This window comes from Mesorhizobium sp. M1329 (genome assembly GCF_040318035.1).
GTDB lineage: Bacteria > Pseudomonadota > Alphaproteobacteria > Rhizobiales > Rhizobiaceae > Mesorhizobium.
The window spans coordinates 61959-82354 of the sequence record NZ_JAMYLN010000018.1 but is presented as its reverse complement, the minus strand read 5'-3'; the positions used below and the strand labels follow the sequence as shown (position 1 = coordinate 82354).

General features: G+C 63.6%; 17 protein-coding genes. 8 read left to right on the top strand and 9 right to left on the bottom strand.

Translation table 11 applies throughout. The annotated features are described in order from the left end of the window. Nucleotides 1-101 precede the first annotated feature (101 nt). Both NKH21_RS19180 and NKH21_RS19175 read left to right on the top strand, forming a co-directional pair. On the top strand, nt 102-2063 hold the full coding sequence (locus tag NKH21_RS19180; protein WP_352866889.1) for a long-chain fatty acid--CoA ligase: 1962 nt from the start codon (nt 102-104) through the stop codon (nt 2061-2063). A gap of 37 nt (nt 2064-2100) precedes the next feature. Beyond that, nucleotides 2101-2805, top strand: a complete 705-nt coding sequence (locus tag NKH21_RS19175; RefSeq protein WP_352866952.1) for a class I SAM-dependent methyltransferase — start codon at nt 2101-2103, stop codon at nt 2803-2805. On the opposite strand, the gene NKH21_RS19170 is transcribed toward NKH21_RS19175, so the two are convergent. Both NKH21_RS19170 and pgi read right to left on the bottom strand, forming a co-directional pair. Continuing rightward, nucleotides 2789-3511: an HAD family hydrolase gene (locus tag NKH21_RS19170; protein WP_352866886.1), complete on the bottom strand. Its 723-nt coding sequence runs from the start codon at nt 3509-3511 to the stop codon at nt 2789-2791. The two genes, NKH21_RS19175 and NKH21_RS19170, sit on opposite strands and share 17 nt — an antisense overlap. A gap of 5 nt (nt 3512-3516) precedes the next feature. Continuing rightward, on the bottom strand, nt 3517-5160 hold the full coding sequence (gene pgi, locus NKH21_RS19165; protein ID WP_352866884.1) for a glucose-6-phosphate isomerase: 1644 nt from the start codon (nt 5158-5160) through the stop codon (nt 3517-3519). A 255-nt stretch (nt 5161-5415) separates the two neighbouring features. On the opposite strand from pgi, the gene pdxR reads away from it, so the two are divergent. Both pdxR and NKH21_RS19155 read left to right on the top strand, forming a co-directional pair. After that, nucleotides 5416-6909 (top strand): MocR-like pyridoxine biosynthesis transcription factor PdxR, encoded by a 1494-nt coding sequence (gene pdxR, locus NKH21_RS19160; RefSeq protein ID WP_352488079.1) that lies wholly within the window; start codon nt 5416-5418, stop codon nt 6907-6909. Nucleotides 6910-7103: 194 nt separating this feature from the next. Beyond that, nucleotides 7104-8693 (top strand): trimethylamine methyltransferase family protein, encoded by a 1590-nt coding sequence (locus NKH21_RS19155; protein WP_352866881.1) that lies wholly within the window; start codon nt 7104-7106, stop codon nt 8691-8693. 3 nt (nt 8694-8696) lie between these two features. Here NKH21_RS19155 and chrA read toward each other — a convergent pair whose 3' ends face one another. The 5 genes from chrA to NKH21_RS19130 form a co-directional block, all read right to left on the bottom strand. Further along, the gene (gene chrA, locus NKH21_RS19150; RefSeq protein ID WP_352866878.1) at nt 8697-10085 is read right to left on the bottom strand and encodes a chromate efflux transporter; all 1389 of its coding nucleotides are present in this window, start codon (nt 10083-10085) and stop codon (nt 8697-8699) included. Next, nucleotides 10082-10921, bottom strand: a complete 840-nt coding sequence (locus NKH21_RS19145; RefSeq protein ID WP_352866876.1) for a chromate resistance protein ChrB domain-containing protein — start codon at nt 10919-10921, stop codon at nt 10082-10084. Before NKH21_RS19145 ends, chrA begins: the two co-directional genes overlap by 4 nt. A 203-nt stretch (nt 10922-11124) precedes the next feature. Continuing rightward, complete coding sequence (locus NKH21_RS19140; RefSeq protein ID WP_352866873.1) at nt 11125-11637, bottom strand: hypothetical protein; 513 nt, start codon at nt 11635-11637, stop codon at nt 11125-11127. Nucleotides 11638-11651: 14 nt separating this feature from the next. After that, a complete protein-coding gene (locus tag NKH21_RS19135) occupies nt 11652-13457 on the bottom strand; it encodes an IlvD/Edd family dehydratase (protein ID WP_352866871.1) in 1806 nt (601 codons plus the stop codon). A gap of 237 nt (nt 13458-13694) precedes the next feature. Next, on the bottom strand, nt 13695-14879 hold the full coding sequence (locus tag NKH21_RS19130; RefSeq protein ID WP_352866869.1) for an Mrp/NBP35 family ATP-binding protein: 1185 nt from the start codon (nt 14877-14879) through the stop codon (nt 13695-13697). A gap of 195 nt (nt 14880-15074) precedes the next feature. Here NKH21_RS19130 and NKH21_RS19125 point away from each other — a divergent pair, with 195 nt between their 5' ends. Next, complete coding sequence (locus tag NKH21_RS19125; RefSeq protein ID WP_352448526.1) at nt 15075-15452, top strand: VOC family protein; 378 nt, start codon at nt 15075-15077, stop codon at nt 15450-15452. Between the two features lie 38 nt (nt 15453-15490). Here NKH21_RS19125 and NKH21_RS19120 read toward each other — a convergent pair whose 3' ends face one another. Together NKH21_RS19120 and NKH21_RS19115 are read right to left on the bottom strand one after the other, a co-directional pair. Further along, complete coding sequence (locus tag NKH21_RS19120; protein ID WP_352665373.1) at nt 15491-16495, bottom strand: inorganic phosphate transporter; 1005 nt, start codon at nt 16493-16495, stop codon at nt 15491-15493. Next, nucleotides 16495-17136 (bottom strand): DUF47 domain-containing protein, encoded by a 642-nt coding sequence (locus NKH21_RS19115; protein WP_254816177.1) that lies wholly within the window; start codon nt 17134-17136, stop codon nt 16495-16497. The genes NKH21_RS19120 and NKH21_RS19115 overlap by 1 nt, the downstream gene beginning before the upstream one ends. Before the next feature lie 193 nt (nt 17137-17329). Between NKH21_RS19115 and NKH21_RS19110 the strand changes: the two genes are divergently transcribed. From NKH21_RS19110 to NKH21_RS19100, 3 genes are all read left to right on the top strand, one after another. Further along, a complete protein-coding gene (locus NKH21_RS19110; RefSeq protein WP_023717897.1) occupies nt 17330-18229 on the top strand; it encodes a LysR family transcriptional regulator in 900 nt (299 codons plus the stop codon). 133 nt (nt 18230-18362) lie between these two features. Continuing rightward, a complete protein-coding gene (locus NKH21_RS19105; RefSeq protein ID WP_352866866.1) occupies nt 18363-18842 on the top strand; it encodes a formate dehydrogenase subunit gamma in 480 nt (159 codons plus the stop codon). Continuing rightward, complete coding sequence (locus NKH21_RS19100) at nt 18839-20395, top strand: formate dehydrogenase beta subunit (RefSeq protein WP_352866864.1); 1557 nt, start codon at nt 18839-18841, stop codon at nt 20393-20395. The genes NKH21_RS19105 and NKH21_RS19100 overlap by 4 nt, the downstream gene beginning before the upstream one ends. Nucleotide 20396: the final 1 nt, after the last annotated feature.

Genomic DNA, 20396 nt, shown 5'->3' with positions numbered 1-20396 from the left:
CCAGGTTCCGGCCATGGCGGCAAGCGTGGGATACCTTTGTTGGTCAGGGGCGGCGGCGCGCAAGCATGCCGAAACAATAAGAACGATTGAGGGAGCGACAGGTGGCAAAACCGGCAAAGACAACCAACGCGGCGAAAGCAAAGGCCGAGGCAGCATCGAAAGCGGTCAAGTCAAAAACGGCCGCCGCCAAGCCGACGGCTACCGCGAAGGCAAGCGCGAAGCCGGCGGCGAAGACCACGGCTGGAACGGCTGCTAAACCGGCAACCGGCAAAACGGCGCCGGCAGCAAAGTCTGCCGCCAAGCCGGCGGCGAAGGCAGTGCCGATAGCGCCACGACCGCCGGCAGGTCCGGCCAAGAGATTACCGAAGGCGATCACGTCGCTGACCGCCGGCCTGCCGGAAAAACCGTGGCTCAAGAGTTATCCAAAGATCGTGCCGGCCGAGATCGGCGCCCTGCCCTCCAGCTCGATCGGCGACTTTCTCGTCGCAGTGTGCAAGCAGTTTGCGAATCGGCCGGCCTTCGTCTGCATGGGCAAATCGATCACCTATGCCGACCTCGAGCGGCAGTCGGCCGCCTTCGGCGCCTATCTGCAATCAACGGGGCTGCAGAAGGGCGCGCGCGTCGCGCTGATGATGCCGAATGTGCTGCAATACCCGGTGGCGATTATGGCAGTGCTTCGCGCCGGCTATGTCGTGGTCAACATCAATCCGCTCTACACGCCGCGCGAGCTGGAGCACCAGCTCAAGGATTCCGGCGCTCAAGCCATTGTCATCCTCGAAAATTTCGCCTGCACCCTGCAGGCGGTGATCGCCAGGACCGCGGTCAAGCATGTCGTGGTCGCCTCGATGGGCGACATGCTCGGCGGGCTCAAGGGAACGATCGTCAATTTCGTTGTACGCCGCGTCAAGAAGATGGTGCCGGCATGGTCGCTGCCCGGCCATATCAAGTTCAACGCTGCGTTGAAGGCCGGCTCCGGCCTGGCCTTCAGGCCCGCAAAGGTCGCGGCCGACGACATCGCCTTCCTGCAATACACGGGCGGCACGACCGGCATCTCCAAGGGCGCGATGCTTTTGCACAGCAACATTTTGGCAAACGTCGCGCAGAACGCGTTATGGGCCGAAGACGCCTTTACCGTCAAACCGAAGCCGGCGCATATGAACTTCCTCTGCGCGCTGCCGCTCTATCACATTTTTGCGCTAACGGCGAACGTGCTGGTAGGCATGCAGCAAGGCGCACAGAATGTCCTCATCCCCAATCCGCGCGACATTCCCGGCTTCGTCAAGGAGCTGCAGAAATACCCAATCCACATCTTTCCGGGCCTCAACACGCTGTTCAATGCGCTGCTCAACAATGAGGATTTCCGCAAGCTCGATTTCAAGCCGCTGATCCTGACGCTGGGTGGCGGCATGCCGGTGCAGAGGGCCATCGCCGAACGCTGGAAGGCGCTGACCGGCTGCCCGATCAGCGAAGCCTACGGGCTCACCGAGACCTCGCCGGGGGCAACCATCAACAAGTTCAGCGACGGCGTTTACACCGGCACGATCGGCCTGCCGCTGCCCTCGACCGAGATCGCCATCCGCGACGACGACGGCAACAATTTGCCGCTCGGCGAAGTCGGCGAAATCTGCATCCGCGGACCGCAGGTGATGGCCGGCTACTGGAACCGGCCAGACGAGACCGCCAAGGTGATGACCGAGGATGGCTTCTTCAAGTCGGGCGACATGGGCTTCATGGACGAGCGCGGCTACACCAAGATCGTCGACCGCAAGAAGGACATGATCCTTGTTTCCGGCTTCAACGTCTATCCGAACGAACTCGAGGAGGTGGTGGCGCAGCATCCGGGCGTACTCGAAGTGGCGGCGATCGGCGTGCCGGACGAGCATTCGGGTGAAGTGCCGAAGCTGTTCGTCGTCAAAAAGGACCCGGCACTGACCGCCGAGATGCTGACGGCTTATTGCCGCGAGAACCTGACCGGCTACAAACGCCCCAGATATATCGAGTTCCGCACCGAACTGCCGAAGACACCGGTCGGCAAGATCCTGCGCCGGGCGTTGCGGGGCTAGGCGCAGCTTGAGTCATTGCATCGCCGACGCCCACGCCATGGATACAGGTGCGCGTCCGGACCCGGCAGAGTTCATCCGGGCGAACATGCGGATCGCGGCAGTGCCTGCGATTCCCGAAATTCGGCTTTACACCGCCCATCCGGGAAGCGGGCTCAGGCGGCTTGTCGAGTGGAACCAACACGCGACCGAAGAAGACGGCCCTGAACCGGAGCCACCGTACTGGGCCTATGTCTGGGCCGGCGGCGCGGTGCTCGCCCGCTACATACTCGACCGGCCGGAGACCGTGGCCGGCCGTCGCGTGCTCGACTTCGGCGCCGGTTCGGGTCTCGTCGGCATCGCAGCGGCAACAGCCGGGGCAAGCGCGGTCGTCGCGGCCGAGATCGATCGCAATGGTGTGGTTGCGCTCGGCCTCAATGCGACTGCGAACGGCGTTGTGATCGCGACGATCGGCGAGGACATCACCAGCGGTCCGCCGCCACCGGTGGACATCGTGGTGGTCGGCGACCTGTTTTACGCCCATGATCTTGCCGGCCGGGTCCTTCCTTTCCTCGACCGCTGCCTTGGGGCCGGCATCGCCGTGCTGATCGGCGATCCGGGCCGCGCCTATCTGCCCCGCTCGCGGCTTCGCCTGCTGGCCGAATACGAGGTGTCGGATGTCGGCGAAGGCAGGAATGCGGCGATGAAACCGAGCGGCGTGTTCTCGTTCGGACCAGCCAGCTGCGAGTCTAGACCGTCTCGCTGACTCGGGCGGAAAGAAAATCGGGCAGATCGGCAACTGAATCCAGGATGACGTCGGCGATCTGCGACAGCGATTCACGTGTGCCGGTGCCGGACAGCACGCCAATCGCCAGGCCACAGCCGCCGGCGCGCGCCATCTCCAGATCGTGGCGATTGTCGCCGACCATTGCGATCGTCGCTGGCCTGAGCCCTGTCAGATCCGAGAAGGCAAGGATCGTATCCGGCGCCGGTTTTGGATTGGCCACCGCGTCGTAACCATAGGCGGCGTCGAAAAGCTGCGCGACGCCCAGCGTGACCAAGGTCTTTTCCGCGCCGCTGGTCGAGTCGTTGGTGGCGACGCCAAGCCGGTAGGATTTTCTGTGAAGCAGGCCAAGCGTCTCGACCACACCCGGCAGCGCCACCGCCATTGCCGATCCTTGCGCCGAAGTGATGGCGTTGAAGCGGGCGACGGCCAGCATCTGGTCCTCGTCGGACAGCCGTGGAAACCACAGCTCGACGACGTCCATGTTGGTGCCGGAGGCAAAAATCGAATCCGGCTTGAAGCGCTTGGTGGCGAAGTCGAAGCCCGCCGCCGCAAGCAGCCTGTCTGCTTTCCAGCGATCGCCTTCGGCCGCATCCATCGCCATGAAATCGGCGATGCCCAGCCATGTCGCGTTGAAATCTACGAGCGTGCCGTCCTTGTCGAACAATATTGCCTTGATGTCCGCCAAGCTTTTCACTCCAGGCCGCGCAAGCGGTGAATGTATTCCACCAGTCCGGCAGTCGAGGCATCCCGCTTTGCGGCGTTCTCCTTGCCTTCAACGACGGGCAGCAGCCCGGTCGCCAGTTCCTTGCCAAGCTCGACGCCCCACTGGTCGAAGGAGTTGATGTTGAACAGCGTGCCTTCGACGAAGACGCGGTGTTCGTAGAGCGCAATCAGCCGTCCGAATGTGTGGGGGTCGAGTTTCCTGTAGAGGATCGTCACCGAGGGGCGGTCGCCGGAGAAGACGCGGTGCGGAGCAATCCTGTCGACATCAGCCGGCTTCATGCCTTTGGCCAACATCTGCGCGCGGGCTTCCTCAAGCGTGCGGCCCTTCATGAAGGCTTCCGACTGCGCCAGGCAATTGGCAAGCAGAAGGTCGTGATGATGCTTCAGGTCCGGCTCGTGGCCGACGGCAGCGGCAAGGAATTCGACCGGAATGAAATCGGTGCCCTGATGCAGAAGCTGGAAGAAGGCATGCTGGCCATTGGTGCCGGGCTCGCCCCAGACCAGCGGGCCGGTCGGCGTCGTTACAGCGCCGCCGTCCAGGGTGACGCTCTTGCCGTTCGATTCCATGTCGAGCTGCTGCAGGTAGGCCGGCAGCCTGGACAGGCGCTGATCGTAGGGGATGACGGCGCGAGCGGGGTATTTGCAGACCACCCGGTGCCACCAGCCAATCAGCCCCATCAGCGCCGGCAGGTTCTTCGCCAGCGGCGCGGTGCGGAAATGCTCGTCCATCTCATGCGCGCCGTCGAGAAAGGCGCGAAAATCCCTTGGCCCGATGGCGATCATCACCGGCAGACCGATCGCACCCCAGACGGAATAGCGGCCGCCGACCCAGTCCCAGAAGCCGAAGACGCGATCGGGTGCGATGCCGAAATTGGCTACCAGGTCGAGCGCCGTCGACACGGCGGCGAAATGCTTGCCGACCGCTTCCTTGCCGAGCGCCTTCTCGACCCATCCGCGCGCGGTCTCGGCATTGGTCATCGTCTCGACCGTGGTGAAGGTCTTGGAGGCGATGATGAACAGGGTGGTTTCGGCGGAAAGACCCTTCAGCGTGTCGTGGATATGGGCACCGTCGATATTGGATACGTAATGCGCGCGCGGCCCGTCGTGATAGGGCGCCAGCGCCAGCGTCGCCATGGCCGGGCCGAGATCGGAGCCGCCGATGCCGATGTTGACGATGTCGGTGATCTTCTTGCCGGTCGCGCCGGCCGCCTTGCCGGAACGCACCGCGTCGGCGAAGGCACCCATCGCGTCGAGAACGGCAAGGACTTCCGCCTTCACGTCTTGCCCGTCGAGCACGATGCCCTTGCCGGTCAGGTTGCGCAGCGCCGTGTGCAGCACGGCACGGCCTTCGGTGATGTTGATCTTCTTGCCAGCAAACATCGCGTCGCGCCGGCCTTCGAGGTCGGCGGCCGCAGCCAGCTTCTCCAGCAACTCCATCGTCCGCGCATCGACCGCGCATTTCGACCAGTCGAGCAGCAGGTCTCCGTCGCTGGCGGAGAATTTCTCGAAGCGCTGCGGATCGGCAGCGAAAGCGTCGCGCATCGAGCCCGATTTGGCCGCACGATGATCGCGCAATGCGTCGAGCTGCTTTTGAAAGGACGATTGATCCACTGCTTCGCTCCGGTCTCTTGAGATGCATCTTATCAGGCCGGATGTTTCCGGCGCGTGTCGTCGCGGCAAACTATCGGGTCGAATTCCATCTGTTTCAATGCGCAGCGATGCCGCAGCGCGGCGTGGGCCGGCGCAAAGGATCACTGGCATAAATCCCAGCGATCAGAAAAATTGATTGGCGCAACACCTTGTGCCACCGGTACATTCGGCTGGTCCAGCCAAGTGAAAAAAGCTGGCCATCGAGGAACATCTCCCATGCCACAGCGAAACGACACGGCCATATGGTCCGGCCTGTTCCGGATTTCGGCGGAATCCGGTCAGACCCTGCAGGCGCAGATCCGCCAGGCGATCGTCGCCGCCATCCTCGACCGGCAGATCGCAGCTTCGATGCCGCTTCCGTCCTGCCGGATTCTTGCCGAAAAGCTCGGCGTAGCGCGCGGCACCGTGGTGCTGGCCTTCCAGCAGCTGGTCGACCAGGGCTTCCTGGTGGCGCGCGAGCGCCGCGGCCATTTCGTCAATCCCGAAGTGTTGGCGACGCCGGCCAAGCCGCACCAGAAGGCGCCCGACCAGGCCAACGAGATCGACTGGAAGGCGCGCCGGCAGATCGCGGCGAGCGACATGCCACCGCCGGCCAAGCACGACAACTGGATCAAGTCGTCCTACCCCTTCGTCTATGGCCAGTTCGACCCGGCGCTGTTCCCGACCGCCGAATGGCGCGAGTGCAACCGCATGGCGCTGGCGGTGCTCGAAATCCGCAACTGGGCGTCCGACATGGTCGACCGCGACGATCCGCTCCTGATCGAGCAGATCCAGGCACGGCTGCTGCCGCGACGCGGCATCTTCGCCAATCCCGACGAGATCATCGTGACGCTGGGCGCCCAGAACGCGCTTTACATGCTGGCGACGCTGTTGATGACCAAGGGCTCGAAGGTGGCGATGGAGGACCCGGGCTATCCCGATGCACGTTCGATCTTCCGGCTGGCCGGCGCCGACATCCAGCCGGTTCCGGTCGACCACTCCGGCATCGTAACCTCGGCTATTCCCAATGATTCCGGCTTCGTCTTCGTCACGCCCAGCCACCATTGCCCCACCATGGTGCCGCTGTCGGCAGAGCGACGGCAGGATCTTTTGGCGCGCGCCAACCGGCACAACCAGATCATCATCGAGGACGGCTATGACAGCCAGCTCTTGGACGAGGCGCCGCAACAGGCGCTGAAGAGCCTCGATCGGTCCGGCCGCGTCGTCTATGTCGGCTCGATGTCGAAGACGCTGGCTCCCGGCCTCAGGCTCGGCTACATCGTCGCCTCGGCCGGGCTGATCTCCGAGCTTCGGGCGCTGCGCCGCTTCATGCTGCGCCATCCGCCGGCGAACAACCAGCGCGCCGTCGCTTTGTTCCTGTCGCTCGGCCATCACGAGGCGCTGGTGCGGCGGCTGTCGAGCGCCTTCGACGAGAGGCGCAAGCGTCTGGTCCATGCGATTTCCGCCTTCCTGCCGGAATGGCGTTCGACCGATTCGGCCGGCGGCACATCACTCTGGCTCGAGGGGCCGCGCGGCACCGATTCGCGCGGGCTGGCGGAGGCCGCGGCCTCGCGCAGCGTCATCATCGAGCCCGGCGACCGCTTCTTCGACCGCACCGAAAAACCATCGCGTTTCATGCGCTTGGGCATTTCCTCGATCGCGTTGCAGCACATCGAACCCGGCATCCGCGAACTGGCGACGGCAGCTGGACGCAGACCGGCAGCGGCCTGATCTCTCTTCCCCGACCGGAGCCTGGCGCATGTAGTGCGGCTCCGGTTCTTTAGCTCCTTGGCATATGCGACGGGACCGGCTGGCACATAGGCTGTGCCAATGCCGGCGGCATAGTCGCTGTATAAAGGGGACGAAGCAGGCCGATGGTGGACCAACCGCCGCGCCCGCTCCGCAGCTAAAGTTGGAGTGCCTTCATGCCAATTGCCCATGAGAAGCAGGACGTGTCCGCAGACCAGCGTTCGCGGCGGTCCGGCGGGCGCGAGGCGCGCCGCGCCATGCGGGCGGCACCGCTTGCCGACGACGTCAAGCCGGTGCGCGCTGGCCTCGAAGGCGGAAGCTACAGCCCGCTCAGCGGCAATGATTGCGAACGTATCCACGAGGCCGTGCTTACCCTTCTGGAGACAGTCGGTTTCGCCAACGCCATCCCCTCCTGCATCGAGGCACTGACCAAGGCCGGCGCGACCCTCAGTGAGGACGGCCGCCTGCGCTTTCCCCGCGGTCTCGTGCTCGACACGATCAAGAAAGCGGCACGGCATTTCACCCTGCACGGCCAGGATCCGAAGCATGACATGGTGATCCAGGGCAAGCGCGTGCATTACGGCACGGCCGGTGCTGCGGTGCATCTCGTCGATGTCGAAAAGCGTGAGTATCGCGAGTCGCTGTTGCAGGACATTTACGATGCCGCGCGCCTGGTCGAAGGGCTCGACAACATCCATTTCTTCCAGCGGCCGATGGTGCCGCGCGACATTCCCGACCCGCTCGATATGGATTTCAACACGCTCTACGCCTGCGTCATGGGCACGTCGAAGCATGTTGGCACCTCGTTTACCGTGCGTGAGAACGTCAAGCCGGCGCTCGACATGCTCTATGCGATCGCGGGCGGCGAAGAGAATTTTCGCGCCCGGCCTTTCGTCTCCAATTCCAACTGCTTCGTCGTACCGCCGATGAAGTTTGCAGAGGACGCCTGCGGCGTACTCGAAGCCTGCGTCGAGGGCGGCATTCCGATCCTGCTACTGTCGGCAGGACAGGCGGGTGCGACGGCACCGGCGGCGGTTGCCGGCGCCGTGGTGCAGGCGGTCGCCGAAGTGCTCGTCGGCCTCATCTACGTCAACGCCATCAAGCCAGGCCATCCGGCGATTTTCGGTACCTGGCCGTTCGTCTCGGATCTCCGGACCGGCGCCATGTCGGGCGGTTCGGCCGAGCAGGCGGTGCTGACAGCGGCCTGCGCGCAGATGGCGCAATTTTACGACCTGCCGGGCGGCTCTGCCGCCGGCATGACAGATTCGAAACTGCCTGACATCCAGTCCGGCTACGAAAAGGGAATAACCGACGTGATGGCCGGTCTTGCCGGCCTCAACCTCGTCTATGAATCGGCCGGCATGCACGCCTCGCTGCTCGGCTTTTGCCTTGAGAGCCTGATCATCGACAACGACATGCTCGGCCACTGCCTGCGCTGCGTGCGCGGCATCGAAGTGACGGACGAGTCGCTGTCGATCGACACCATTGCCGATGTCTGCCTGAAGGGCCCGGGCCATTATCTCGGCAACGAGCAGACGCTGCGGCTGATGCAGACCGAATATTTCTATCCGGCCGTCGGCGACCGCTTTTCGCCAAAGGAATGGAATGAGAAAGGCAGGCCCGATATCCTGCAGCGGGCGATCATCGAGAAGAAACGCGTGCTTGCCGAACGCTTCCCGCGCCACGTGCCAAAGCCGGTCGACGACAAATTGCGCGCCCGCTTCGGCGATATGATCAAGTTGCCGCGCGGCAGAATGGGCGGCTGAGCGTTACCCGCTCGCCGCCAGCAACAAGACACCGGCCAGCGCCGATCCAGCAAGCGTCGGCAGCATACCGATCTTCAGCTTCAGGATGGCGATCATCGAGGCACAGGAAAGCAGCGCCGCGCGCCAGTCTATCGATGAAAGCACCGGCACGTCCATTCCAAGCCCGACATTGCGCACTTCGCCGAAGATGACGTGCAAGCCGAACCATAGAGCGAGGTTCATGATGACCCCGACGACGGCGGCGGTGATCGCACCGAGCGCCGCCGACAGCGCCTTGTTGCCGCGCAGCGCTTCGATGTAAGGCGCGCCAAGGAATATCCATAGGAAACATGGGGTAAACGTCGCCCACAGCGTGAACAGCCCGCCAAACAGTCCGGCAAGCAGCGGCGCCAGCAAGCCCGGCTGGCGGAACGCGGCAACGAAGCCGACGAACTGCAAGACCAGGATGAGCGGACCCGGCGTGGTTTCGGCAAGCCCAAGGCCGTCCACCATTTCACCGGGTGCCAGCCAGCCGAAGGACTCGACCGCTGCCTGCGCGACATAGGCAAGCACGGCGTAGGCACCGCCGAAGGTGACGACCGCCATGGCACTGAAGAAGCCACCGATTTGCGTCCAAACGCTGGCAGGGCCGGTGACAGCCCAGACCAGCAGAACAGGCCCCAGCCAAATCGGCAGCCAGATCGCCAAAGTGCGCGGCGCATGCCATCGCGTCGGCCTGACATGGGTCAGTTCGCCGCGCTCGAACATCAGATCGACCACGCCCTTTATGTCGGGAACATCGCCCTTGCCATGCGAGGCGCCGGAAAAAAATGCCGGCGCACTACGGTTGCCGATCCAGCCTGCCAGGCCGGCAAGCAGCACGATCAGCGGAAACGGCACGTTCAACGCGTAGATGGCGATGAAGGCGGCGAGTGCGATCGACACCATGACCGGGTTTTTCAGCGCGCGTCTGCCGATCCGGATCACCGCCTCGATGACAATGGCGAGCACGGTCGCCGTGACCCCGAAAAACAGCGCCGCGACGAGTGGTACATCGCCATAGAGCGCATAAAGGCTGCTGAGGACGAGCATGACAAGCGCGCCCGGCACGACGAAGAGAAGGCCGGCGACAAGGCCGCCGGCCGTTTTGTGCAGCAACCAGCCGATATAGATGGCGAGCTGCTGGGCCTCGGGGCCAGGCAGCAGCATGCAGTAGTTCAACGCATGCAGGAAGCGCTGTTCGCCGATCCAGCGACGTTCCTCGACCAGTTCCTTGTGCATGAGCGCGATCTGCCCGGCCGGGCCGCCAAAGCTGAGCACGCCGATTTTCGCCCAGACCTTCACGGCCTCCCGGAAGCTCGGCACAGCGGGCTCCTGGATCTCCGCCGGCTTTTTCGAAAGGACGGCGCTCACGCTGGTTTGCCCGCGCCGAGACTGACTGCGCCGGCGGCCGGCCAGTTATGCGTCTCCTCGGTGGCATCGCGGCACCAGCGGAAGAACGCATCGTAAAGCAGCATGCCGGCCTCGAGCTGCTCCAGATCGTCGCGAAACATCCGTGACAGGCCAAGCGAGGCGGCCAGGAACCCGGCCGCCTGTGGAACAACATCGAGGCTCGCAGTATCGGCAGCGCGTATGATCGTGGCCAGGCGATCGAGCGCTTCGGATTTAAGCCCGAACTCCTCGATCATGGTGTCGAAGGTGCAGCGTTCGCCGCGGTGGCTCCAGAACACGTTCTCGATGTCGAAAGGCACGGCCTGAAAGCGATCGGCGACGGCCGCCACTTCGGCCGGCTCGACGAAGAGAAAGACCGCGTGAAGATCGATGAAGCGCCGGATCAGCCAGGGGCAGGCGATGCGGTCGACCTTCGGGCGCGTACGCGTTACCCAAACGGTGCGGCCCTTGGCATCGGCGGGCGGTATCTTGTCCGCGTAAACGAGAAGGCCCTTGGCATCGCGCCATGCTTCAAACCCGCCGTCGAGCGATTCGGCGGCAATGCCCTCCTGCCGCAGCCATGCGGCCACGCCTTGCGAGAGCTTTTTTCCCTGCTGGCAAACGACCGTCACTTGCCTGCCGGCGAAGTCGGCAGCCCAGTTCGAGACAGTCCTGAAATCACGACGATCCGACCCCGGCAGCAGGCGCGGATCGGCGTTGTAGTCATCGTCGATGCGGACGTCGATGATTGCGGGTGCACCCGGCAGCCCAATCAGACGGGACAGTTGCGATACAGTGATAGCGGTTGTTGACGGCATGGCGTCCACCTCCTTGAAAGAGAAGCTTGGACGCGAACGTTGGGCTGACGCCTCACGGGGTCGTCGCGATGCACCCCTGAGGTTGATCGTGGATTTGTCACGCCCGCTTGTCAAGCATTCTGCTTGATCTTGACACGTCCAGCTTGCCGGACGCCCGGTAAAAAGCGGAACAGCCGAGACGAAATTCCTGCTGCAGGCGATCCTCACTCCTGCTCGATCGACTTGGCGCACTCGTTGAGCAGCACCAGCGCTTCGGCAAGACCTTCGGTGCGAAAGACCAGCGGCTGTTCGACGCCCGTCACCCGCACGGTCATCGATCCGGCGCCGGCGACGGCCTTCTGCTCGTCCGTCGTCAGCGCTTGGTCGAAGTCGACTATGTAGTCGACCGTGGTCATCGCGGTCATTTCCAGCGGCGTGTCGGCATTGCCAAGTAGCAGCGTCGCGGTGACGGGCATGTCGTCCTTGACGGCACCCGGCCACAGGAACACGCGCATGACAATTCCCGTCCAGTCGCGCGTGCGCCCGAAATTCAGGCCGTTATAGGGCGTGGCGGCGAATTCAACCGGATCGCGGTTGGACGCGTTGCACCAGCGCCCAGCGACCGCAACCGTCCAGCCATTGGCCGTTACCGGAAATTCGGTGGCTGAAGCAACGAACGGCAGCAACGAAGCAGCCGGTAAAAGAGCTGTACGCAGCAGTTTTCCCGGCCGCCTCATGCGACTGATCCTGGTCAGTGATTGTCCCTCGGTACGCCGCTCGTATGAGCCACATCCTGGTATTTCACCGCCGGCTTCAGCACCATGCCTTCGGAAAACTGATCGACCATGCCGCGCTGGATTTCCTGCCACGGCGTCTGGTGCTTCGGATAGTGATAGCCGCCATTGTTTTGCAGCTCGGCGCGGCGCCGCGCGATTTCGTCGTCGCTGACGAGGATGTCGGCGGTGCCCTTGCGCAGGTCGATGCGGACGCGGTCGCCGGTCTTCAGCAGCGCCAGGCCGCCGCCGATGGCGGCTTCCGGCGAGGCGTTGAGGATCGATGGCGAGCCCGACGTGCCCGACTGGCGACCGTCGCCGATACAGGCCAGCGCGTGGATGCCCTTTTTGATCAGATAGGCAGGCGGCTGCATGTTGACGACTTCGGCGCCGCCGGGATAGCCGATCGGGCCGGCGCCGCGCATGAACAGGATGGTGTGCTCGTCGATGCCCTGTGCCGGGTCGTCGATGCGGGCGTGATAGTCCTCGGGGCCGTCGAAGACCATGGCGTTGCCCTCGAAGGCTTCGGGGTCCTTCGGGTTCGACAGATAGCGCTCGCGGAATTCGGGCGAGATGCCGCTGGTCTTCATGATCGCCGAATCGAACAGATTGCCCTTGAGATTGATGAAGCCGGCATTCGCTTTCAGCGGCTCGGCAACCGTGCGGATGACGTCGAGGTTCTCGTTGACGGCGCCGCTGCAATTGTCGCCGATGGTCTTGCCATTAACTGTCACGGCTTCCGGATAGGGCAGCAGGCCGCCCTTCATCAGTTCGGCGACCACGGCCGGCACGCCGCCGGCATGGTGATAGTCCTCGCCGAGATATTCGCCCGTCGGCTGCAGATTGACGATGAGCGGTATGTTGAGGCCGACCTTCTGCCAATCGTCATTGTCGAGCGGCACGCCGAGATGGCGGGCGATGGCGTTAAGGTGGATCGGCGCATTGGTCGAGCCGCCGATCGCCGAGTTGACGACGATGGCGTTCTCGAAGGCCTTGCGGGTCATGATGTCGGAGGGCTTCAGATCCTCATGCACCATGTCGACGATGCGCTTTCCGGTCTCGTAGGCGATCTGGCCGCGTTCGCGATAGGGGGCGGGGATAGCGGCCGAGCCCGGCAATTGCATGCCGAGCGCCTCGGCCAGCGAATTCATCGTGGTGGCGGTGCCCATCGTATTGCAATAGCCGGTCGACGGCGCCGAGGAGGCAACGATATCCATGAACTCGTCATAGCCAATCTCGCCGGCCGACAGGCGCTGGCGCGATTCCCAGACGATAGTGCCGGAGCCGGTGCGCTTGCCCTTGTGCCAGCCGTTGAGCATCGGGCCGACCGAAAGCGCGATAGCCGGAATGTTGACGGTGGCCGCGGCCATCAGCATGGCCGGCGTCGTCTTGTCGCAGCCGATGGTGAGCACCACGCCGTCGAGCGGATAGCCGTAGAGTACCTCCACCAGGCTGAGATAGGCAAGGTTGCGGTCAAGTGCAGCAGTCGGCCGCTTGCCGGTCTCCTGGATCGGGTGGCAAGGGAACTCGAAAGGAATGCCACCCATCGAGACGATGCCTTCGCGCACGCGCTTGGCCAGTTCGATGTGATGGCGGTTGCAGGGCGACAGGTCCGAGCCAGTCTGGGCGATGCCGATCAGCGGCTTGCCGGACATCAGTTCGGCCCGCGTCAGCCCGTAATTCAGGTAACGTTCCAGATAGAGTGCCGTCATGCCCGGATTGTCGGGATTGTCGAACCACTCCTGCGAGCGAAATTTTTTCTTGCTGGTGGGGGCGCCTGCCATCGTGGTCTCCGTATTTGTATGACAAATCGATATGACAACGCGCGGAAGCAGGCAAGGGGCACGCACCATCCGAATCCGCACTTTGGTGCGATAGACACACATCTGCCTCCGCGCCAGACCGGATCGGGGTTTGTCAGCCCGCTATCCCGGAAAAGTTGGAGCGTGTCGCCGCGGACCCGCCCGGCCCTTCGGGCCACCCTCCCCTCAAGGGGCCCACTTGGGGGAGGGATATCCGCATCACTCGAACACGATGCTCGGCACTGCAGCCTCGGCCGCGCCGCGCTCTTCATTGACGCGGTCCCAGACCTTGGCGGCGATGTCGCGATAGATTTTCGCCTCAGCGCCATCCGGCTTGGAGACCACCACCGGCGTGCCGGCATCGGAGCTTTCGCGGATGCCCATCACGAGCGGCACTTCACCAAGGAAGGTGACGCCGAGACGCTCGGCCTCGCGGCGCGCGCCGCCATGGCCGAAGATGTCGTAGCGTTTTCCCGTATCGGGAGCGAGAAAATAGCTCATGTTTTCGACGATACCCAATAGCGGCACGTCGACCTTTCTGAACATGTTGAGGCCTTTGCGCGCATCGATCAGGGCCAGGTCTTGTGGCGTCGAGACGATGACGGCGCCGGCCAGCGGCACCTGTTGGGCCATGGTCAGCTGGGCGTCGCCGGTGCCGGGCGGCATGTCGACGACGAGCACATCGAGCGGTCCCCATTCGACCTCGCGCAGCATCTGCGTCAATGCCGACATCACCATCGGGCCGCGCCAGATCATCGGCGTCTCCTCATCGACGAGGAAGCCCATCGACATGACCTTGAGGCCATAATTCTGCATCGGTTTCAGGATCTTGCCGTCGACGGTCTGCGGCCTGCCATGAATGTTGAGCAGACGCGGCATGGAGGGGCCATAAATATCGGCATCGAGCACACCGACCCGCAGCCCGTTGGCGGCAAGCCCAAGGGCGATATTGACGGCGGTGGTCGACTTGCCGACGCCGCCCTTGCCGGAAGCGACGGCGATGATCGCTTCGATGCCGGGTACGCCGCGCTTGCCCTGGCTGTGCGAGGCGGGCGCCTGCGGCGCGGGACGCGTAGGTGCGGCCGGCGGAGCGTGCCTCTGAGCCGTTCTTTGCGGAACCGGCGCCTCCATGCCACCGCCCTTCTTTTCAGCCGTCAGCGCGACCACGGCGCCGGCAACACCGGGGATCGCCTTGACGACACGCTCGGCCGCCGCACGCAGCGGTTCCATCTCCTGGGCTCGGGCAGCGGGAACGGTGATCGAAAAGAACACCTTGGCATCGGCAATGAAAATCTCGGAAACCAGGCCGAGGTCGACGATATTGCCGGTGAAATCCGGCCCATTGACCGTTTTCAGGCGCTCGATAACGATTTCCTTGGTCACGTTTTCATTGGCGGCGGGCATGAGTTTTTCCTCTACTTTTCCGCTCCAGATAATGCAGTTCCGGAACAGAACCAAGCAATGGACCAACAGTTGCAGCGGCGTATCAGGGAGGCGGCGACCATATGACGGCATTTCCAGTGGGAGCAGCCGTCGCCAAATCGTCAACGCAGCCTATTTCAATGGACAGGGAATGACCGCCAGGGAAGGAGACGAACCATGCTCGCAAACAGCAACGCAACGGCCAATCTCGCTGTGAAGGACCTGGCCAAGGCCAGGGCTTTCTACGAAGGGGTGCTCGGCCTCAAAGAGGTGCACAATGAGGGTGGCGAACTGATCGTCTATAAAAGCGGCGATACCAGCATCAACGTGTACCGTTCGAACTTCGCTGGAACCAACAAGGCGACGGCTGTGACCTGGACGGTCGGCGACGAACTCGGCAAGATCGTTGAGGCATTGAAATCGAAGGGCGTGACCTTCGAGCATTACGACATGCCAGGCCTGACGCTGGAGGGTGACGTTCATGTCGGTCAGGGCATGAAGGTGGCATGGTTCAAGGATCCCGACGGCAACATCCTGAACCTTGTGGATAGGTAGATACGGCGCATCGCCTGCCGCGCAGTGCTACGGTGCTGTCACCATGCCAGGCTGACCGCGAGATAGGTGAGAGCCGCGATCGCCGCGGTTGCCGGCAGGGTGACGATCCATGCCACCACGATGTTGCCGGCAATGCCCCAGCGAACGGCGGAGACGCGGCGGGCGGCGCCGACGCCGATGATGGCGCCGGTGATCGTGTGCGTAGTCGATACCGGAATACCGAGCCAGGTGGCGGCGAACAGGGTGATCGCACCGCCGGTCTCGGCGCAGAAACCCTGCATCGGGTTCAGCCGGGTGATCTTCGATCCCATGGTGTGGACGATGCGCCAGCCGCCGAGCAACGTGCCCAGCGCCAGCGCCGACTGACAGGTGATGACGACCCACAGCGGCACGTAAAAATTCGCGCCGAGCATGCCTTGCGAATAGAGCAGCACGGCGATGATGCCCATGGTCTTCTGCGCGTCGTTGCCGCCATGGCCGAGCGAATAGAGCGAGGCGGAAAAGAACTGCATGACGCGGAAGGTGCTGTCGACGGCGAACGGCGTCTGCCGCACGAACAGCCAGGAGACCGCGAGGATCAAGACGAGCGCCAGCAGAAAGCCTGCCGCCGGCGATAGCACGATGGCCGCCGTCGTCTTGCCCAACCCGGCCCAGACGATGGCACCGGTGCCTGCCTTGGCAACGCCGGCGCCGACCAAACCGCCGATCAGCGCGTGCGAGCTGCTGGACGGGATGCCGACGAGCCAGGTGACGATATTCCAGACGATGGCGCCGACAAGTGCTGCGAAGATCACTGCCGGCGTGACGATGCTGGCGTCGATGATGCCGGTTCCCAGCGTCTCCGCCACGTGAAGACCGAAGAACATGAAGGCGATGAAATTGAAGAAAGCCGCCCAGAAAACCGCATAATGTGGCCGCAGCACCCGGGTGGAGACGATGGTGGCGATGGAGTTGGCGGCATCGTGCAGGCCGTTGAGGAAATCGAAGAACAGCGCGACGACGACAAGGCCGACCAGCACGGGAAAGGCTATTGCGGCTTCCACTATACGTTCTCGATGACGATGCCGCTGATTTCGTTGGCGACGTCCTCGAAGCGATCGACCACCTTTTCCAGCTGGCCGTAAATCTCGCTGCCGATCAGATAGGCCATCGGGTCGCTGCGGCCGTGCCGCTTGAACAGGTCCTTCAGGCCTTGCTCGTGCAGGTCGTCGGCCCGGCCTTCGGCGCGCATGACTTCCTCGGCGATGGCGTTTAGGCGCACCGTATGCGCCCCGACCTTGCCGAGCAGCGGGATCGCCTCGGCCACCAACTTGGCGGCCTCGACGATGACGCCCCCCATCTCCTGCATCAGCGGGTCGAATTCCTTCTTTTCGAACAGCCTTACCGTCTTGACGGTCTTGTGCATCATGTCGATGGCATCATCCATCGACTGGATCAGGTCCTTGATGTCGCCGCGATCGAAGGGCGTGATGAAGGAGCGGCGCACGGCCAGCAGCACTTCCGCGGTGATCTGGTCGGCTTCGTCCTCGAGATCGATGATCGTCTGACACCAGCGGTCGATGTCGTTGCCCTGCAAAAGCTGCTGCAGTGCCTCGGCGCCGCCGACCACGGTGCGGGAATGCCGCTCGAACAGGTCGAAGAAGCGATCTTCGCGCGGCAAAAGCTTGCGGAACCAGCCCAGCATGTTCGGTCTCCCGTCGTGTCCAGTCCACGACCCCGTCTCATCCACATAGCGCCGCATTCCATCGCGGGAAACAGTAAGCCGGCTGAAAGATGTGGATGCGGACGATTTACACACGCGGCTTGCGGCCGAAGGCGATTTCCACGACGTTGCGCGCTACAATCGGACACAGCGTCCGTGACAGGCTTCCGACGGCATGATCGACAAGCTGGAATTCTTCATCGCACTTGCCAGGGAAGAACATTTCGGCCGGGCGGCGGAGGTGTGCGGCGTCACCCAACCGACGCTTTCGGCCGGCATCAAGCAGCTGGAGGGCCAGCTCGGCGTGATGCTGGTGCTGCGCGGCTCGCGCTTCCAGGGGCTGACGCCGGAAGGCAAGCAGGTGCTGGTGTGGGCGCGCCGCATCGTCGGCGACAGCAGGACCATGCGCGAAGAGATGCGGGCGGCACGCCACGGCCTGTCAGGGCGCATCCGTATCGCGGCGATCCCGACAGCACTCGCCATGGTGGCGCGATTGACGACGCCGTTTCGGGCAAAGCACCCCGGCGTTACCTTCTCGGTACTGTCGCGGACCTCGATCGAGGTGCTCTCGCTGCTCGGCAATTTCGACATCGACGCCGGCATCACCTATCTCGACAACGAGCCGCTCGGGCGCGTCACCAGCGTGCCGCTCTACGACGAGCGCTACCAGCTGATCACCGCCGTCGGGAACCCCTATTTCGACCGCGACAAAGTGACATGGGCGGAACTCAGCCAGCTGCCGCTCTGCCTGCTGACGCCGGACATGCAGAACCGCCGCATCATCGACCAGCATCTGGCCGAAGCCGGCGTGCAGGTGCGGCCGACATTGGAATCCAACTCGATGATCGTGCTGTTTTCGCATATCCGCACCGGCAAATGGTCGTCCATCATGCCGCTTAACCTTGCGGAAACGTTCGGCTTTTCCGAGCCGATCCGGGCTATCCCGATCGTCGAGCCCGATGCCAGCCACACCGTCGGGTTGGTGGCGGCGCCGCGCGAGCCGCACACGCCGCTGGTCTCGGCGCTGTTGGACGAGGCAATGGCGCTGGCGGACGATTTCCGCGCCCGTCGCTAGGCTAGACAATGCTGGTGACCGCGAACGATAGAAAATTTCTATCGAGCAACGGATCGGCTTTATTGATTTAGCGGGTTTCCTCTGATTTCCTAAGCACTTAGCGGAAGACCGCCACGACCAGGGAGGGCGCTGCATGACGATGCAGCCTGCAAGTACCGAGATCGCATCGCGCACGGCGGCGATCATCCACGAGCTGAAAGGCCTCGAAGGCCCGCTGTTGCCGATCCTGCACGGCATACAGGAAGAGTTCGGCTATGTGCCGCAGGACGCGCTGCCGGTCATCGCCGAGGCGCTGAACATTTCCAGGGCGGAGGTGCGTGGCGTCGTCACCTTCTATCACGATTATCGCAGCCAGCCGGCCGGCCGCCATGTGCTGAAGCTCTGCCAGGCGGAAGCCTGCCAGTCGATGGGTTCGGATGCGATTGCCGCCAAGCTCAAATCATTGCTGGGCATAGGCTTCCACGAGACAACCCGCGACGGTTCGGTGACGCTGGAGCCGGTCTATTGCCTCGGCCTTTGCGCCTGCTCGCCGTCGGCGATGCTGGACGGCGAGGTGATCGGGCGGCTCGACGACGAAAAGCTCAATGAGATCGTTGCCGAGGTGCGCTCATGATCCCGCGTATCTATATTCCCGGCGATTCCGGCGCGCTGGCGCTGGGTGCGAAAAAGGTCGCCAAGGCGATTCGGGCGGAATTGGCCGAGCGTGGCATCGAGGCCAAGATCGTGCGCAACGGCTCGCGCGGCGCCTATTTCCTCGAGCCGATGGTCGAAGTGGCAACAGCCAATGGCCGCGTCGCCTATGGGCCGGTGAAGCCCTCCGACGTCAAAAGCCTGTTCGACTGCGGCTTCCTCACCGGCGGCCGCCACAAGCGCTGGCTGGGCGCACCGGACAAGATCCCGTTCCTGGCCAGACAGACGCGGCTGACCTTTGCGCGCTGCGGTGTCACCGATCCGCTGTCGCTCGATCACTACAAGGCGCATGGCGGGCTCAAAGGCCTGCAGAATGCAGTGGCGATGACGCCGGCGGACATTGTCAAGCAGGTGACCGAGTCCGGGCTGCGCGGTCGTGGCGGCGCCGGCTTCCCGACCGGCATCAAGTGGAAGACGGTGCTCGATACGTCGGCCGACCGCAAATACATCGTCTGCAATGCCGATGAAGGCGATTCTGGCACGTTCGCCGACCGCATGATCATGGAAGGCGACCCCTTCGTGCTGATCGAAGGCATGGCGATCGCCGGCCTCGCCACCGGCGCGACCAAGGGCTTCATCTATATCCGCTCCGAATACCCGCATGCGGTGGCGGTGATGCAGAAGGCCGTCGAGATCGCCCGCAAGGCCGGCGTGCTCGGCATCAATGTGCTCGGCTCGGCCAATTCATTCGACATGGAAGTCCGCGTCGGCGCCGGCGCCTATGTCTGCGGCGAGGAGACCGCCCTGCTCGACAGCCTCGAAGGCAAGCGCGGACAGGTGCGGGCCAAGCCGCCGCTGCCGGCGCACAAGGGCCTGTTCGGCAAGCCGACGGTAATCAACAACGTCATCTCGCTGGCCTCGGTGCCGGTGATCATGGACAAGGGCGCCGCCTTCTACAAGGATTTCGGCACGGGCCGTTCGCGCGGCACCATCCCGATCCAGATTGCCGGCAACGTCAAGTATCCCGGTCTCTACGAGGCCGCATTCGGCATGACGCTGGGTGAGATCGTCGACGATATCGGCGGCGGCACGGCGACCGGGCGTCCGGTCAAGGCGGTGCAAGTGGGTGGCCCGCTCGGCGCCTATTTCCCGCGCGCCCTGTTCGACACGCCGTTCGACTACGAGGCGTTTGCCGCCAAGGACGGGCTGATCGGCCATGCCGGCATCGTCGTTTTCGACGACAGCGCCGACATGCTGAAGCAGGCACGCTTTGCCATGGAATTCTGCGCCATCGAGAGCTGCGGCAAGTGCACGCCGTGCCGCATCGGCTCGACGCGCGGCGTCGAGGTGCTGGACCGGCTCGCCCAGAACATCGAACCGGAAAAGCAGATCGCGCTGGTCACCGACCTTTGCAACACGATGAAGTTCGGCTCGCTTTGCGCTCTCGGCGGCTTCACCCCATATCCAGTGATGAGTGCACTCAACCATTTCCCGGACGACTTTCGGCCGACGCCGGTCGCCGAAGCAGCGGAATAGG